Below are 15,948 nucleotides of genomic sequence, written 5' to 3' on the forward strand. Positions count from 1 at the left end.
TGCATGGACCGGCACGGAGCTTAAATAGGCCTCATGGATCAAGGCGATGAAGGCGACGGGCAAACGGCGAATGGAGAGTATGCGATCCGGGTTGCCTCCGGCATCGGAGCCTTCACCTGCGCCGAATGGGATGGCCTCGGCGGGACCGCACGCGACGATATAGAAAACGGATACAACCCCCTCGTTTCATTCTCTTTTCTGAGCTCCCTTGAGGATTCCGGCTGCGCCGTGCGGCGCACCGGCTGGCAGGGCCATCATCTCAGGCTCGAGACAGCGCAGGGAAAGCTGCTCGGTGCCACTCCCTGCTACCTGAAATCGCACAGCCAGGGCGAATATGTATTCGATCACGGCTGGTCGGACGCGTTCGAGCGCGCTGGCGGGCGTTACTATCCAAAACTGCAATGCGCCGTGCCGTTCACGCCGGTCACCGGCCCTCGCCTGCTGGTCAACAAGGGCGAGGACAGTCGCGCCGTGAAGGCCGGCCTGGCAGTCGGCCTGAAGGCGGTGACGGAAAAACTCGGCGTTTCCTCCGCGCATGTGACTTTCGCGCAGCTGAGGGATGTCGAAGCGCTGGAAGCGGCGGGTTTTTTGCACCGCACCGACCAGCAGTTCCACTTCTTCAATGAAGGTTATTCGACCTACGACGATTTTCTCGCCACGCTGGCATCGCGCAAGCGCAAGGCGATGAAGAAGGAGCGGCGCGAGGCGCTCGGTCACGGCATCTCGATCGACTGGCTGACCGGCAAGGACCTGACCGAAAGGGTCTGGGACGACTTCTTTGCCTTCTACATGGATACCGGGAGCAGGAAATGGGGGCGGCCCTATCTCAGCCGCGCGTTTTTCTCGATGATCGGCGAGCGCATGGCCGACGACATCCTGCTGGTGATGGCCAGGCGCAATGGACGCTACATTGCCGGTGCCATCAATTTCATCGGTTCCGATGCGCTCTACGGGCGCAACTGGGGCTGCATCGAGGACCACCCTTTCCTGCATTTCGAGGTCTGCTATCACCAGGCGATCGACTTCGCCATCGACCGTAAGCTGAAGGTGGTCGAAGCCGGCGCACAAGGCGAGCACAAGCTGGCGCGCGGCTACAGGCCGGTGACCACGCATTCGGCGCATTACATTGCGCATCCCGGCTTGCGTAACGCGGTCGCCGACTATCTCAGGCGCGAGCGCCGCGAACTGGAGCGGATGGCCGGCTATCTCGAAGAGCACACCCCGTTCCGCAAGGATCTGGCGGACGATTAGAGCGACGTGCGTCCAATTGGACGCACAAAGCACGCTCGAAAGCATCGTAGTTTCCGAAAATCGATTCCGATTGTCGGGTCGATGCGGTAGGAGCAAGGCACAATCCGGAGCGCACGCCATGGCCGAACAAACCACCTACGACAGCAACAATATCTTCGCGAAAATCCTGCGCGGTGAAATCCCGTCGCATCGCGTCTATGAAGATGACGCGGTTGTCGCCTTCATGGATGTGATGCCGCAAGGTCCGGGTCATACGCTGGTTGTGCCGACGGCGCCGTCGCGCAACCTGCTTGACGCGGATCCGGCAACATTCGGCCCACTCTTCGCCGTCGTGCAAAAGGTGGCGGTGGCGGTGAAGAAGGCCTTCGGCGCCGATGGCGTCACCATCCTGCAGTTCAACGAGCCCGCTTCGGGCCAGACCGTCTACCACCTCCATGTCCACGTCATTCCACGCTTCGAGGGCATCCCATTGAAGCCGCATAGTGGGCAGATGGAGAAGCCGGAAGTGTTGGCTGAGAATGCTGGCAAGATACGGACGGCGCTGACAAACTGATGTCGGGCGTCGCACGTCCGGCCGCCCACCAGCCCCTCGAAGCAAAAAAACCCCGTTTCCGGGGCTTTTTTAGCTTTCAGGCCATCATCCCTTGCGGGGCAGTTGCGGCACCAGGCTGCGCTTGCTGCCGTCCTTGCCCTTGGGCTCCGCCTTCTGCGCGACCGCCTTTTTCGCGGCCGGCTTCTTGCCGGCAGCTTTCCTGGGCTTCGGCGTGTCGTCCGGTTCTTCCTTCTTCGGCTTGACCGGCGCCTCGTCGGCGAGCGACTCGAGCTTCAGCCCGGTTTCGCCGGTCTCTTTCTTGTCGACGGTGACACGCACCGTGCCGCCCTTCTTAAGCTTGCCGAACAGCACCTCGTCGGCCAGCGGCTTCTTGATGTGCTCCTGGATGACGCGGCCGAGCGGCCGTGCTCCCATGCGCTCGTCATAGCCCTTCTCGGCCAGCCAGGCGATCGCCTCCTGCGACAGGTCGAAGGTGACGCCACGCTCGGAGAGCTGGGCCTCGAGCTGCATGACGAACTTCTGCACCACCTGGTGGATGACCGGCACCGGCAGCGAGCCGAACGGGATGATCGCATCGAGACGGTTGCGGAACTCCGGCGTGAACAGCCGGTTGATCGCCTCGACATCGTCGCCTTCACGCTTGGTCGAGCCGAAACCGATAGCCGCGCGCTGCGCATCCGAGGCGCCCGCATTGGTGGTCATGATCAGGATGACATTGCGGAAGTCGATCTGCTTGCCGTTGTGGTCGGTCAGCTTGCCATGGTCCATGACCTGCAACAGGATGTTGAACAGATCCGGATGCGCCTTCTCGACCTCGTCCAGCAACAGCACGCAATGCGGATGCTGGTCGACGCCGTCGGTCAACAGGCCGCCCTGGTCGAAGCCGACATAGCCGGGAGGCGCACCGATCAGCCGTGAGACGGTGTGGCGTTCCATATATTCGGACATGTCGAAGCGGATCAGCTCGACACCGAGCGAGGCGGCGAGCTGCTTTGCCACTTCGGTCTTGCCAACGCCAGTCGGTCCCGAGAACAGGTAGGAGCCGATCGGCTTCTCCGGTTCGCGCAGGCCGGCCCGCGCCAGCTTGATCGCCGAGGTCAAAGCCGTGATCGCGGTGTCCTGACCGTAGACGACGCGCTTCAGCTCGATGTCGAGACCGGCCAGCACCTTCTCGTCGTCGGCGGAAACCGTCTTCGGCGGAATGCGGGCGATGGTGGCGATCGTCGCTTCGATCTCCTTGATGCCGATGGTCTTCTTGCGCTTGGCCTCCGGCACCAGCATCTGCGAGGCGCCGGTCTCGTCGATCACGTCGATCGCCTTGTCCGGCAGCTTGCGGTCGTTGATGTAGCGCGCCGACAGTTCAACCGAAGCCTTGATCGCCTCAGCCGTGTAGCGAACCTTGTGGAACTCCTCGAAATACGGCTTGAGACCCTTCATGATCTCGATAGCGTCCTCGATGGTCGGTTCGTTGACGTCGATCTTCTGGAAGCGCCGCACCAAGGCGCGGTCCTTCTCGAAGAACTGGCGGAACTCCTTGTAGGTGGTTGAGCCGATGCAGCGGATCGTTCCGGACGACAGCGCCGGCTTCAACAGGTTCGATGCATCCATGGCGCCGCCAGACGTCGCTCCTGCCCCGATCACGGTGTGGATCTCGTCGATGAACAGAACCGCGCCCGGATAATCCTCAAGCTCCTTGACGACCTGCTTCAGCCGCTCCTCGAAATCACCGCGATAGCGGGTGCCGGCCAGCAATGTTCCCATGTCGAGCGCGAAGATGGTGGCGTTGTGCAGCACTTCCGGCACGTCGCCCTCGACGATGCGCTTGGCGAGGCCCTCGGCGATCGCCGTCTTGCCGACGCCGGGGTCGCCGACATAGAGCGGATTGTTCTTGGAGCGGCGGCACAGCACCTGGATGGTGCGGTTGATCTCGGACTCGCGGCCGATCAGCGGATCGATCTTGCCGGCCTTGGCCTTGTTGTTCAGATTGACGCAATAGGCGGTCAGCGCGTCCTGCTGCTGCTTTTTCTTGCCGCTGTCCTCTTGCGGCTCGGCGCCGCTCTGGCCCTGCTCGTCATCGGCGCCACGCGGCGACCGCGTCTCGGACGCGCCGGGCCGCTTGGCGATGCCATGCGAGATGTAGTTGACCGCGTCGTAGCGGGTCATCTGCTGTTCTTGCAGGAAATAGGCGGCATGGCTCTCGCGCTCGGCGAAGATGGCAACGAGCACGTTGGCGCCGGAGACTTCCTCGCGGCCGGACGACTGCACATGGATCACCGCGCGCTGGATGACGCGCTGGAAACCGGCCGTCGGCTTGGAATCCTCGTCATAGCCGGTAACGAGATTGTCAAGCTCGGTATCGATGTAGGTGAGAACCGTGTGCTTCAACTCGTCGAGATCGACGTTGCAGGCGCGCATGACCGCGGCCGCCTCGGTGTCGTCGATGAGCGCGAGCAGCAAATGCTCAAGGGTTGCGTATTCGTGGTGCCGCTCATTGGCGAGCGTCAGCGCCTGGTGAAGCGCCTTTTCCAGGCCTTGGGAGAAAGCCGGCATGTTACCTCACTTCTTCTCCATCACGCATTGCAGCGGATGCTGATTCTGTCGGGCGAAATCCATGACCTGAGACACTTTGGTCTCGGCCACCTCGAATGTATAGACCCCGCACTCGCCCACTCCATGATTGTGAACATGAAGCATGATGCGTGTGGCGGCTTCACGGTCCTTCTGGAAAAAGCGCTCCAGCACGTGAACCACGAATTCCATGGGTGTGTAGTCGTCGTTGAGAATGAGGACCCGATAAAGGCTAGGCTTCTTGGTCTTGGTTTTGGTGCGCGTGATGACGGCCGTGCCGCGACCGGTCTCGTTGCCGTCGCTGCCGTTTTGCATCCGCACCACATCTGTTGTGGCAGTCAAACCTGTCGTCACGTAACCCTGCCTTTTCGAATCCCCATATGAGTTCGACATGTAGGTCTTCGATGAACGATTTTAAGCCCTTCTGTTTAGCTGACAATATGGCTAGGTGGCCAAACTTGACCGATTTTTCGAAATCGTGAAGGCAGCAGAGCCCCTGATTTCAAATTGAGGGCATCGCATCGAAAGTACGCTAGTCAACGGCAAGGGAAAACGAAGCCTGAACTCTGTCATGCTGCCCACTGCTTCGGTCGATAGGTTGAGCGGTTTTCCGACCCGTCGCTTTGGCGGCACGATCCGATAGGCGTGGAGCACTTACGATTTATCGTAGATGCGTCAGCTAACGAAACAACATGCATCTGAATAACGAACCTGGAGTCGCATGATCCCTTCAGACGCGCTTTAGGTGCCAGCGAGTCTGTTTAGGCCGGACACACTTAGGATTTCCATCGTCCAACACGAGCGAGAACAGCGACAGGCAAGGTGCCGACGAGGACTATGGCAAGTGCCGCGATCGAGGCTTCCTCGTAGGTCCCGCGCGCCGCCTCGCCGTAGAGATGCGTCGCCAGGGTCTCGAAATTAAGCGGCCTCAACAGAAGCGTCGCCGGCAACTCCTTCATGCAATCGACAAACACGAGCAAGCCCGCAGCGACGAGCGACGGTTTCGAAAGCGGCAGAAGAATATGCCGGAATGTGCCAGTCACATTCTGGCCAAGGCTGCGCGCGGCGTGATCGAACGAGCGCGGAATGCGGCTGAAGCCCGCCTCGACCGAACCGACCGCAATCGCCAGGAAGCGTGCGACATAGGCGTAGCCGAGCGCTGCTCCTGACCCGATCAGCAGCAGGCCGGTTGGCGCGCCCAGCCATGCTAGCGCGGTTCGGTCGATCATCTGATCGAGGGCCGCGACGGGCAACAATATTCCGATGGCCACCACGGTGCCAGGCATCGCATAGCCGACCGTGGAAATCCTCTGCAAAGCCGCCGTGACGCGGCCGGGAAGCGAGCGCGCCGTATAGGCGATGATCACGCCGAAGAGCAGGATTGCGAGCGTGGCCATGGCCGACAGGGTGACGGTGTTGAGCGTTTCCGACAAGAGCCGGGGCGACAGCCCTGCGAAACGGACGCGCTTCCACGCCTCGACGACAAGATAGCTCGCCGGGGCGATGAACCCGATGAACACCGGCAGAAGGCCGAGCGCAAAAACCACCAGACCCGAAACGGTGCCGAGACGATGCGGTGTGAAACTCCGCGCCTTTTGTGCGCTCGACCAATAACGCTGACGACGGCGCGCCCAACGCTCGATGGTGACGAGCGCGACCACCAATGACAGCATGGCGAGCGCAATCTGCGCCGCGCCCGGCAGGTCGGACCGCGTCACCCATGTCGTGTAGACAGAGACCGTCAGTGTCTTCACGCCCAGGAACTCCGAGGCACCGATGTCGTTCAGCGCCTCCATCAGCGCGAGGCTGACGCCGACGGCGATCGCCGGACGTGCCAGCGGCAGCGCAACGCGCCAGAAGACGCCGCCTTTGCCACTTCCAAGCGTGCGCGACACCTCGACTAGATTGGCCGCCTGGGTGAGAAACATCGCCCGCGTCGTCAGGTACACATAGGGATAGAGCACGAAGCCGAGCAGCACGATGCAGCCGGCCATCGACCGGATGTCGGGAAGGCGGAATTCGTGTGGGCTGGTGAAGCCAAGTGCCACTCTGAGCGCACCCTGGACCAAGCCGATCGGATGGAGAAGATCGAGATAGACGTAGGCGATTATGTAGGTCGGCACCGCGAGCGGGAGGAGCAGCGCCCATTCGAGAAACCTGCGGCCGGGAAAGTCATAGGCGGTGACAAGCCAGGCCGTCGAGGTGCCAAGAAGCGTGACGAGGACACCGACGCCGATGAGTAGCGCCGTGGTCTGCTGGAAGGCCTGTGGCAGCACATAGGCGAGGAGATGCGGCCAGAGCCCGCTCGATCCCCGCAGCGCCTGCCAGATAAGGGCGAGAACCGGAGTCGCCACCAGCACAGCGACAAGCACGGTCGCCATGAACCACAGTCGCCCGGACCAGTACCGGGCGACCTTCACAGTGGAGGCTCTTCGCAGGTCGACATCCGACATCGGGAGATCACCGGGCGCAGCACTGCCCACGCCCGGATCGCCCATCAGTTGTCGAAGCCGACCTTCTCGGCCAGTTCGCTTGCCTGCTTGCGATGCTTGACGATTTCCGTCATCGGCACTGGATCGACTTTCAACGCGCCGAACGAGGCGATGATCGGGTCGATCGGAGCGCCGGCCTTGACCGGGTATTCGAAATTTGCCTTGGCATAGAGTGTCTGGGCGTCGTCGGAAACCAGATATTCCAGCAGCTTGACCGCCTCACCCTTGTTCGGCGCATGCTTTGCGACGGCCGCGCCGCTGACGTTGACCTGCGTGCCGCCATCCTTGAACGTTGTCAGGACGACCTTGATCGCGTCGCCCCAGGCGACCTGCTCCTCACCGCCCTTGCCGGAGCGCATCAGTCCGACGTAGTAGGAATTGGCGATGCCTATCTGGCAAATGCCGCCGAGGATGTCCTTGGCCACATCGCGGTCGCCGCCGCCCGCCTTGCGGGCGAGATTCCCCTTGACGGCGGCAAGCCATGCTTCCGTCGCCTCGGCGCCGTTATGTGCGATGTAATCGGCAAAAAGAGCGGTGTTGTAGGGATGCTGGCCGGACCGGATGCAGACCTTGCCCTTCCATTTTGGATCGGACAGGTCCTCGTAGTTGAACGCGGCAAGATCGAGATCCTTGGCCGCGTAGAGTACGCGGGCCCGCATCGACAGAGCAAACCAGTTGTTGGCCGGGTCACGCAGGTTCTCCGGGACCGCGGCTTTCAGAACATCGGACTCGACCGGCTGCGTCAGGCCTTTTTCGGCCAGGTCAGCTAGGTTGCCGACATCGACCGTCATGAGAATATCGGCAGGTGAGCTTTCCCCTTCCGAGGCCACACGCTCCGCCAGACCATCTTTCATGAAGACTGTATTGACCTTGACGCCGCTCGAGGCGGTGAAGGCGTCAAGCAGCGGCTGGATCAGCCCAGGCTCACGCGTGGTGTAGATGTTCAGTTCGGCCGCCATGGCGCTGGCCCCGCCAGCGAGGGCGAAGACGCCGCCCACCAGGGCGAGTCGCAATGTGGAAAGGCTCTTCATGAAGCGGTCCTCCATTAATTGATTGGTGCGGCCGGCATTGGTTGACAGCCCGGGAATTGCTCGATCATATGTGAGTAATTTAGTCAAGTTACTTTGCGACCAAAGCGCTTGCGACTTATGCCGCAGCGAATATCAGCACGCCGCCTGGATCTATGGTCAGATGGATCGGCTCACCCGGCTTTACATCGATCCGGCTGGTGGTGCGCAAGCGCAAGAGGTCAGCAACGCCCTCGATCCTGACCAGCAATTGTTCGATCTCACCCAGAAAAGAGCGGTTGACGACAAGCGCCGGCAGACCTTCGTCGGAACCTGAAAGGCAGACAGCCTGCGGGCGGATGCAGGCAAACGCCTTGCCGCCTTCCGGAAGATCGAGCCGGGCTGGAAAGGTGCCCAGCACCGTTTCGACCCGGCCATCGCGGTAGATGCCCTCTACCCTGTTGTACGGGCACAAGAATTCGGCGGCGTAGAGTGAGTTGGGATGATCATAGATATCGTAGCCCGTCCCGACCTGCACAACCCGCCCCTCCTGCATCAGCACAACCCGGTCACCGACGGAAAGGGCCTCCTCCGGGTCGTGCGTGACGAGGATCGCCGTCGTCCCCAAGGCTCTCAACGTTGAAGTGGTCTCCTCGCGCACCCGCTCCCGCAGGCCACGATCAAGGTTCGAGAAAGGCTCGTCCATCAGCAGGATGACGGGTTTTGGGGCAAGCGCCCGCGCCAGTGCGACTCGCTGCTGCTCGCCACCTGAAAGCGTGTGTGGGTAACGGCCGGAAAGCGCCTGGATGCCGATTCGGGCGATCACCTCGGCCGCACGGGCGCTCGCCTCGCGCCGCGACAGCCGCTTGAGGCCGAAGGCCACGTTCTCCTCGACGGTCAGGTGCGGGAACAGGGCATAATCCTGGAACATGAATCCGATGTTGCGGTCTTCGGGCTCGACAAAGCTGTTCGCGCCCGCGATCTCAATGCCATTGAGCAGAATTCTTCCGCTGTCCGCAGTATCGACGCCTGCAATGATCCGCAAAAGCGAGGATTTGCCGCAACCGGACTGGCCGACCAGGCAGACGATCTCTCCAGGCGCAATCGACAGCGAAACGTCATCCAGCGCCTGGGTGTCGCCGAAGCATCGGCTGATGTGTTCCAGCGTTAGCGGAGCGCCGGCATCATTTATCGACCCATGCATCATTCGCCCTCCGACACGCTGGCTCATAGCTGTTTAGATCAGCGTCGATCGGCTGGAAACTTAATTGCCATGAAAAAACCCGGCCGCACGTTCGCGACCGGGTCCGTCTTGCTGGCCCAAGGGCCGTGTTCACATCTTGTAGCGAGATTATTTCGCCTTTGCGACGATCGATTCGAACGGCTTGTAGGCTTCCTTGGCGAGTTCGGCATAGAGGTCACCGATCTTGGTGGCTTCGGTGACGAAGGCTTCGTACGACTGCCTGGCAAAATCGGACTGGATCTCGATCGCCTTCTCCAGCGACTTGGCCGACAAAAGTTTCTCGGCTGCTGCGCTGCCGGCCTCGAAGCTTTTCTTGGTGTACTCGCCCGCCTCGGTGGCGATGGCCTGCGCGCCCTTGGAAAGGGATGCGAAGCTCTTCAAGCCGCTATCCGCAAACTCCTTGCCGTATTTGCTGAAATCTTCATAGGTCTGGGTCATTCACGCAATCCCTTGCCAGTTGTCCTTGAGCGGTGGACGCGGCCTTTTCTCGGGGCCGCGTTGTGCAATGCAAGTAATATATTGTGCACTGCACAAAAGTCAAGGTTTCACCGACTCTGGGTTTCACCAAGTGCCATCCGGCCAGCAGATCGGCGCAACCGTCGGGAAATGGCTAAGATTCGAATAAAGAAAAGCTCAAGCTCGAAGAAAATGGTGAACGCCGCGGTTACCATAAACGGATTGGTAACGCTGGCCGCGATAGCTTGGCTTGAAGTGAGGCAGGACCCCTTTGCCGCCTCCACCGCAACAAAAATTCAAAGGAACCATCGGTGCGTCAGGCGTTGTCGGGCATTCTCTCCAAATCCGCGTCCTCCTTGAAAACGATCATGATCCTCGCTTTGGCGATGACATTCGTCGTTGCCGGAGCTGCTTCGTCCATGGCGGCGAGGTCGGCGGCCATCGTCATCGACGCCAAGACCGGCAAGGTGCTTTACTCTTCGAATGCCGATGGCCGACGCTATCCCGCCTCGCTCACCAAGATGATGACGCTTTACCTGGCCTTCGAGGCCATGGCGAACGGCAAGATCGGCAAGAACTCCCGGGTCGTCTTCTCGGCCAATGCCGCTGCCGAACCGCCGACCAAACTCGGCGTCAAACGGGGCGGCGCGATCACGGTCGAGACCGCGATCCTGTCGATGGTGACCAAGTCGGCAAACGACTCGGCAACCGCAATCGGCGAACTTCTCGGCGGCAATGAAGCCAATTTCGCCCACATGATGACGGCCAAGGCGCGGGCCCTGGGCATGAAGGGGACTGTTTTCCGCAACGCCCACGGCTTGCCAAATCCCGGTCAGTTCACCACCGCGCGCGACATGGCGGTGCTCGGCATCGCGCTGCGGGAGCATTTTCCCCAGTATTACAGCTATTTCTCGCAGCGTTCCTTTCTCTACGGCCGCAGGCGCATCAACGGCCACAACCGCCTGCTTGGACGCATCAAGGGCGTCGATGGCATCAAGACTGGTTACACCCGCGCCTCCGGCTACAATCTCGTTTCCTCGGTCGACGACGGCGATCGCCGCATCGTCGCGGTGGTCATAGGCGGGAAATCCGGCGGCAGCCGCGACAACCAGATGGCCGCATTGATCAAAACCTACCTGCCGAAGGCGTCGTCGCGCGGCAGCGGCATGCTGATCGCCAAGGCCAGTGGTGGCAACCCGATCACCGCGCTGGCGAAAGTATTCCTGCCCAAGCGCGACGCGCCGACGCCGGACAGCAGGCCGGACGACGATGCGGCGTACAACGAGGCCCCGGACGGCGATGCCATTGCCTCCCTGGTGGAGGAAACCGAGCCCGTCGTTGAAGAAGCCACCCCCGTCGTTGAGACCAGGCCCGTCTCCCAGACCAGGAAGGTCGAAACAGTGGCCGCCGCTACGGCGGACGATGTGGCGACCGCACGGGTCGCAGCAGCCTATGGCGAACCGGCAACGGTCGATCCCGTCAACACGGCATCGGTGCCGTCCGGCTGGGCAGTCCAGGTCGCCTCTTCGCCAAAACAGTCCGAAGCCCAGGCTCTCCTGGACGAGACGAGCAAACAGGCGCCTTCGGTCCTGGCCGATGCTGTGGGCTTCACCGTCGCCTTCGAGAAGGGCGGCGTCACCTACTACCGCGCCCGGTTCGGCTTTGGCTCGAAGACTGCCGCCTCGAAAGCCTGCAACGCCCTGAAGAAAAAGAAAATCGAGTGCTACGCCGTCCACCAGTAGGCGGCGTCGAAACATCTCCCGGAAGAATTCTGCGTCGAAGGAGACTAGTTGTGATTGGAGAGCAAGACGTCCTTGGCTTCGTTGATCCGCGCCGCCAGAAACGAAGTGCCGCCGAGATCGGGGTGCAGGCGCTGCATCAGGCGGCGGTGCGCCTTGCGGACATCCGCCGCGGCGGCCCCCGCTTCAAGACCAAGGATCTTGTAGGCCTCCTCCTTAGTCATGGCGCCCGAACCTGGCGAAACACCCAGCCCGTCGCCACCATTCGCCTCCGCGTCTTTGCGCCAGATGGGAAATCTGCCGTCAAGATACGTCTCTAGCAGCTGGCGGCTCTCCGGGTCGCCGGGGAGTTCGCGATAAAGCTGCTGCAATTCCGCAAGGCTCATCGTGCCTAGCATCTTGCCTTCATGGCGGCCGGCGAGCACGAGCCCCTCCAGATTGCCGGTATCGTGATCAAGCTCCATTTCGAGGGCCGCGGTGCGCACCGTCGAATACTTGCCCGGCTCCAGTTTCGCCGTCGGCCGCTTCATCCGCATCGAGCCATACCAGGCGAGCGCCGTCGACAGGATCAAGCCGCCGATGCCTGCGCGTCCAACCAGAAGCGCGGCGACGCCGATCAGCGCCAGCAGGACAGGCCCAAGCGTCCTCATCCAGCTTGCGAGTTTCGCGGGGTCGGAGCGCAGAAACACCATGGCCACGCCGAGCAGCACCAAAAGCAACGCCACGAATGCGATAGTCGCGCCCATCATTTCCTGCCGCTCCGCAGATGCTCGATCAGCAGCCGGTCTTCCGGCCTGCCCCTGGCCTCCAGAGCCTTCAGCCCGCCCGTCGCAAACACCGCAACCGCCGATAGCAGGCTGGCCAAGGTTGCGGCGGCCCGCCGATCAAATCGGAACCAGGCGCCTTTGGACAGCCGCGCAATATCCTTGAACGCCTTTTCCGCGCCGGCATCATGGCCCTCCTGAAAGACGAAGACAGGAACGCCGTGCAGGCCGAGGCTGCCGGCCTTTTCCGCCAGATCGTCGATATTTTCCTCCATCGCGTCGCCGATATAGACCAGGGCGTTGACCTTGGCCGCCGCCGTCTGTTTCAGCGCATGGGCGAGCACCTTGCCGATCTGGGTGTGGCCGCTGCGGCATTCGATCCGCGTCATCAGCTGCTTCAGCGCGTTCGTATCGGTGACGAATGCGGATGAGCGGCACTCGCCAAAACCGCGAAAATAGACCAGTTGGACCTTGAGCGCCCCGGCCTTGCCGACGGCGTCGAACATCTCGCCCTGCAGCGCACAGGCGAGATCCCAGGTCGGCTGGCGGCTCATGGTCGCGTCGAGGGAAAGGATCAGCCTGCCAGTACCGGTCGCGGACGCAGCCAGCGTCCTTGCCTGACGGATAAACGCGTCGATCTCGCCGGTGCTCGATTGGGATTCGACCGGCGCAGGATTGGCCTTTGCGGGCACGGGCTGCTTCTTGTCGCTCATGACATTCAAGATGTGGCGTTGTCGCACAGCTTGCAAGCCCAGCATGAGGCTATCTGGAGGGCCGGCGATCACCGCAGCTTTGAATTTTGGGGCCTTCCTAGAGAAGGCCGAGATCGGCAAGCTCGCGCCTGAGTTTCGGCGGCATTTCGACCAATCCCGCTTTGCCCTTGGAGAGATCGGCCGGTGCGTCCGACGGTTTCAAATAGCGCCAGCCTTGAAAGGCGCGGCGCGGCTGCCATTCAGTCGGCACGACCGCGGGATCGAGGATCAGGTGACAGCGGCCGATACCCTCGTCATCGGTGAAAGGACGGATTTCGGTGATCAACTGGCGGCACTGCACGTTGCCCTTGATTACCCAGTAGAGGGAACCGCCATCGGTGACCTCGGCGCTGCGCGTCGGCGTCATGCGGGTGGTGTGGTAGTGCTCGACCGGTTCACCGGCGCGCCGCCGTTCGTCGAGGCGGAACGCGATCCACTCTTCGAGATCTTCGACGCTGTCGCAGCCAACGCAGAGCTTTATGAGATTGAGGGACATGGATCAAGGTTTAGTCCGGCGCGCGAAGGCGTCAACTGGCCCAATCGACTTTCTCCACAGTGCCGACTTTCTCCACAGTGCCGCTGTTCTCCACGGCGCCAATCCACAGTGCAAGGTTTGGCTCAGCATTCCACGATATTGACGGCCAGTCCGCCGAGGCTGGTTTCCTTGTATTTCTCGTTCATGTCGAGGCCGGTCTGGCGCATGGTCTCGATCGCGGCATCGAGCGGCACGAAATGAACGCCGTCGCCCTTGATGGCCAGCGACGCGGCAGTCACCGCCTTGACGGCGCCGAGCGCGTTGCGCTCGATGCAAGGCACCTGCACCAGCCCGCCGACCGGATCGCAGGTCATGCCGAGATGATGCTCAAGCGCGATCTCGGCGGCGTTCTCGACCTGCTCAGGCGTGCCGCCCATCACGGCGCACAGCCCCGCTGCCGCCATCGCCGAGGCCGAACCGACCTCGCCCTGGCAGCCGACCTCGGCGCCCGAGATCGAAGCGTTGGTCTTGATGATGCCGCCGACCGCTGCTGCGGTCAGCAGGAAATCGCGGATGCTCGGCTGGTCGGCCTCGGGATGGAAATGCAGCCAGTAGCGCAGCACCGCCGGCAGCGTGCCTGCAGCACCATTGGTCGGCGCGGTGACGACGCGCCCGCCGGCGGCGTTCTCCTCGTTCACCGCCATGGCATAGATCGACAGCCAGTCGTTGGCGAGCAGCGGATTGGGCCGGTTCTGCCGCCACTGCTCCTGCAGCTTGTCATGCAATTGTCGCGCGCGTCGGCGCACCTTCAGGCCGCCCGGCATGATGCCGTCCTGCGACAGGCCGCGCTCGATGCAGCTCTTCATCGCGCTCCAGATGCCGTCGAGGCCGGCGTCGAGCTCTTCGCGCGACATCTGCGTCTCTTCGTTGACGCGCTTCATGTCGGCGATGGAAAGACCGCTTTTCGCGGCCATCGACAGCATCTCGACAGCGTTCTTGAAGGGGTATGGAACGTTTTTGCCTTCCGTCGTCACCGAGCCCTTCGCCTTCATCCGCTGCAGCTCTTCTTCGGAAACCACGAAGCCGCCGCCGATCGAATAGTAGATGCGCTTGAGCAGCAGGCGGTCGTCGGCATCATAGGCAGAGAAAGCCATGCCGTTGGCGTGGCCGGAAAGCGGCGTCTTGCGATCCAGCACCAGATCCGTCGCCGGGTCGAAGCGATAGGACGGATGGCCGGGCGGCGAAATCCGCTTCTCGGCGGCGATGCGGTCGACGATGCCGTCCGCCTGATCGGGGTCTACCGTCTGCGGCGTCTGGCCGGCAAGCCCGAGCACGACGGCGCGATCTGAACCATGGCCGATGCCGGTATAGGCAAGCGAGCCGTGCAGGCTGGCGGCGATGCGGTCGACCTTGGCGCCGACCGGGCGTGGCCAGTCATCTCCCGCGACCTCGTCGAGAAAACGCCGCGCAGCCGTCATCGGTCCCATCGTGTGCGAACTCGATGGTCCAATGCCGATCTTGAACAGGTCGAAAACCGAAAGGAACACGCGCCGCTCTCTCCTGTTGGAATCTATATATAGGAATTCCTGTGATGTTTCCGCTCTTTCGAAGATTGCGGCGCTGCACCTGCCGACCTTGTTTGCTCCGGCAGCGACATCGTTGCGTTCCGCCATCGAAGCGCCGCCACCGCTTGTGGTAAGAGGGTTGCATGGGCGATTCCTTCCATTTGTCGACGGCAGACCTCGTTGCGCTTGCCTTCTTCGTTTTCGTGTGGGTGCTGCATACGCTCGCCTCCGACGGAAAGCTGGTCAGGCGCATGTCGCTGACGACGGCGATGAACGTCCAGCGTCAAGCCTGGATGCGGAACATGGCCGAACGCGAGGTCCGCATTGTCGACACCGCCATCATGGCCGGCCTTCAACAGGGAACCGCCTTCTTCGCCTCCAGTTCGCTGATTGCGATCGGCGGCTGTTTTGCCCTGCTCGGCGCCTCCGATCAGGTTGTTTCGGTGCTGAGCGACCTGCCGCTCGGCGCGACGTCGTCCCGCTCCGCCTTTCAGATGAAGGTGTTCGGATTGGTGCTGATCCTTGCCTATTCCTTTTTCAAGTTCGGCTGGGCCTACCGGCTGTTCAACTATTGCTCGATTCTGATCGGTGCGGTGCCGATCCCGCACGGCGAGGCTTCACGCAACCCGGTCAGCGAGACGGCGGTATGGCGGGCGGCGCGCATGAACATGCTGGCCGGAAAACATTTCAATTCCGGCATGCGCGGCGTGTTCTTCTCGATCGGCTATCTCGGCTGGTTCGTCGACCCAAAAGTATTCGTGCTGTCGACGCTGCTGTTGCTGGCGGTTCTGGTGCGTCGCCAGTTCTTCTCGGCGGCGCGGCAAGCCGTGATTGGTCAGCCGCCCGAGCCGACACCCGGTCCGGGAAAAAGCCGATCGATGCGGCCCGACAGCCGGTAGGCGACGAGCCCGGTCCATTCGCGGACCGCCGTGCTGGTAGCTGCAGCGAAACGAAGGGATCGTCGCGAGACAGGCCGATGCCTTCCTTGCCGGAGGTGCGGATCGCCAGATTCAACGGCTGGACGAGGAGCCAGAAGACCTTGGAAAGATGTTAGAACATCCCTCACCCCTTCAGGTGGGAGAC

Annotated in this window: 15 protein-coding genes; 4 read left to right on the forward strand and 11 right to left on the reverse strand. The window is 61.9% G+C overall.

Features of this window, described 5'->3' with window-relative positions; genetic code table 11:
• The first annotated feature begins 33 nt into the window (after positions 1–33).
• Both AC0L28_RS08385 and AC0L28_RS08390 read left to right on the forward strand, forming a co-directional pair.
• Positions 34–1,251: a GNAT family N-acetyltransferase gene (locus AC0L28_RS08385; protein WP_128168148.1), complete on the forward strand. Its 1,218-nt coding sequence runs from the start codon at positions 34–36 to the stop codon at positions 1,249–1,251.
• A gap of 118 nt (positions 1,252–1,369) precedes the next feature.
• Positions 1,370–1,804, forward strand: coding sequence for an HIT family protein (locus AC0L28_RS08390; protein WP_023801214.1), 435 nt, complete (start codon positions 1,370–1,372; stop codon positions 1,802–1,804).
• A gap of 84 nt (positions 1,805–1,888) precedes the next feature.
• On the opposite strand, the gene clpA is transcribed toward AC0L28_RS08390, so the two are convergent.
• The 7 genes from clpA to AC0L28_RS08425 form a co-directional block, all read right to left on the reverse strand.
• Positions 1,889–4,354, reverse strand: a complete 2,466-nt coding sequence (gene clpA / locus AC0L28_RS08395; RefSeq protein WP_023801213.1) for an ATP-dependent Clp protease ATP-binding subunit ClpA — start codon at positions 4,352–4,354, stop codon at positions 1,889–1,891.
• A gap of 6 nt (positions 4,355–4,360) precedes the next feature.
• A complete protein-coding gene (clpS, locus tag AC0L28_RS08400; RefSeq protein ID WP_023801212.1) occupies positions 4,361–4,687 on the reverse strand; it encodes an ATP-dependent Clp protease adapter ClpS in 327 nt (108 codons plus the stop codon).
• A gap of 461 nt (positions 4,688–5,148) precedes the next feature.
• A complete protein-coding gene (locus AC0L28_RS08405; RefSeq protein WP_473476735.1) occupies positions 5,149–6,870 on the reverse strand; it encodes an ABC transporter permease in 1,722 nt (573 codons plus the stop codon).
• Positions 6,870–7,895 (reverse strand): extracellular solute-binding protein, encoded by a 1,026-nt coding sequence (locus AC0L28_RS08410; RefSeq protein WP_128168145.1) that lies wholly within the window; start codon positions 7,893–7,895, stop codon positions 6,870–6,872. The genes AC0L28_RS08405 and AC0L28_RS08410 overlap by 1 nt, the downstream gene beginning before the upstream one ends.
• A 115-nt stretch (positions 7,896–8,010) precedes the next feature.
• Positions 8,011–9,078, reverse strand: coding sequence for an ABC transporter ATP-binding protein (locus AC0L28_RS08415; RefSeq protein ID WP_473476737.1), 1,068 nt, complete (start codon positions 9,076–9,078; stop codon positions 8,011–8,013).
• A 144-nt stretch (positions 9,079–9,222) separates the two neighbouring features.
• Positions 9,223–9,552 (reverse strand): phasin family protein, encoded by a 330-nt coding sequence (locus AC0L28_RS08420; protein ID WP_023801209.1) that lies wholly within the window; start codon positions 9,550–9,552, stop codon positions 9,223–9,225.
• Positions 9,553–9,886: 334 nt separating this feature from the next.
• Positions 9,887–10,012 carry a hypothetical protein gene (locus AC0L28_RS08425; protein ID WP_280809885.1) on the reverse strand — a complete coding sequence of 42 codons (126 nt, stop codon included), beginning with the start codon at positions 10,010–10,012 and terminating at the stop codon, positions 9,887–9,889.
• Here AC0L28_RS08425 and AC0L28_RS08430 point away from each other — a divergent pair.
• A complete protein-coding gene (locus tag AC0L28_RS08430; protein WP_287174276.1) occupies positions 9,990–11,312 on the forward strand; it encodes a D-alanyl-D-alanine carboxypeptidase in 1,323 nt (440 codons plus the stop codon). The genes AC0L28_RS08425 and AC0L28_RS08430 overlap by 23 nt on opposite strands.
• Before the next feature lie 44 nt (positions 11,313–11,356).
• Here the strand turns inward: AC0L28_RS08430 and AC0L28_RS08435 are convergent, their stop codons facing one another.
• From AC0L28_RS08435 to AC0L28_RS08450, 4 genes are all read right to left on the reverse strand, one after another.
• Positions 11,357–12,058 carry a DnaJ domain-containing protein gene (locus AC0L28_RS08435; protein WP_198032858.1) on the reverse strand — a complete coding sequence of 234 codons (702 nt, stop codon included), beginning with the start codon at positions 12,056–12,058 and terminating at the stop codon, positions 11,357–11,359.
• A complete protein-coding gene (locus AC0L28_RS08440) occupies positions 12,055–12,786 on the reverse strand; it encodes a VWA domain-containing protein (RefSeq protein ID WP_287174278.1) in 732 nt (243 codons plus the stop codon). The genes AC0L28_RS08435 and AC0L28_RS08440 overlap by 4 nt, the downstream gene beginning before the upstream one ends.
• A 97-nt stretch (positions 12,787–12,883) precedes the next feature.
• The gene (locus AC0L28_RS08445) at positions 12,884–13,321 is read right to left on the reverse strand and encodes a DUF1489 family protein (RefSeq protein ID WP_023801205.1); all 438 of its coding nucleotides are present in this window, start codon (positions 13,319–13,321) and stop codon (positions 12,884–12,886) included.
• Positions 13,322–13,443: 122 nt separating this feature from the next.
• Positions 13,444–14,847: an L-serine ammonia-lyase gene (locus AC0L28_RS08450; RefSeq protein ID WP_128168142.1), complete on the reverse strand. Its 1,404-nt coding sequence runs from the start codon at positions 14,845–14,847 to the stop codon at positions 13,444–13,446.
• A gap of 161 nt (positions 14,848–15,008) precedes the next feature.
• On the opposite strand from AC0L28_RS08450, the gene AC0L28_RS08455 reads away from it, so the two are divergent.
• Positions 15,009–15,764: a DUF599 domain-containing protein gene (locus AC0L28_RS08455; protein WP_023801203.1), complete on the forward strand. Its 756-nt coding sequence runs from the start codon at positions 15,009–15,011 to the stop codon at positions 15,762–15,764.
• Positions 15,765–15,948 lie beyond the last annotated feature (184 nt).

Source organism: Mesorhizobium sp. WSM4847, from assembly GCF_055811335.1.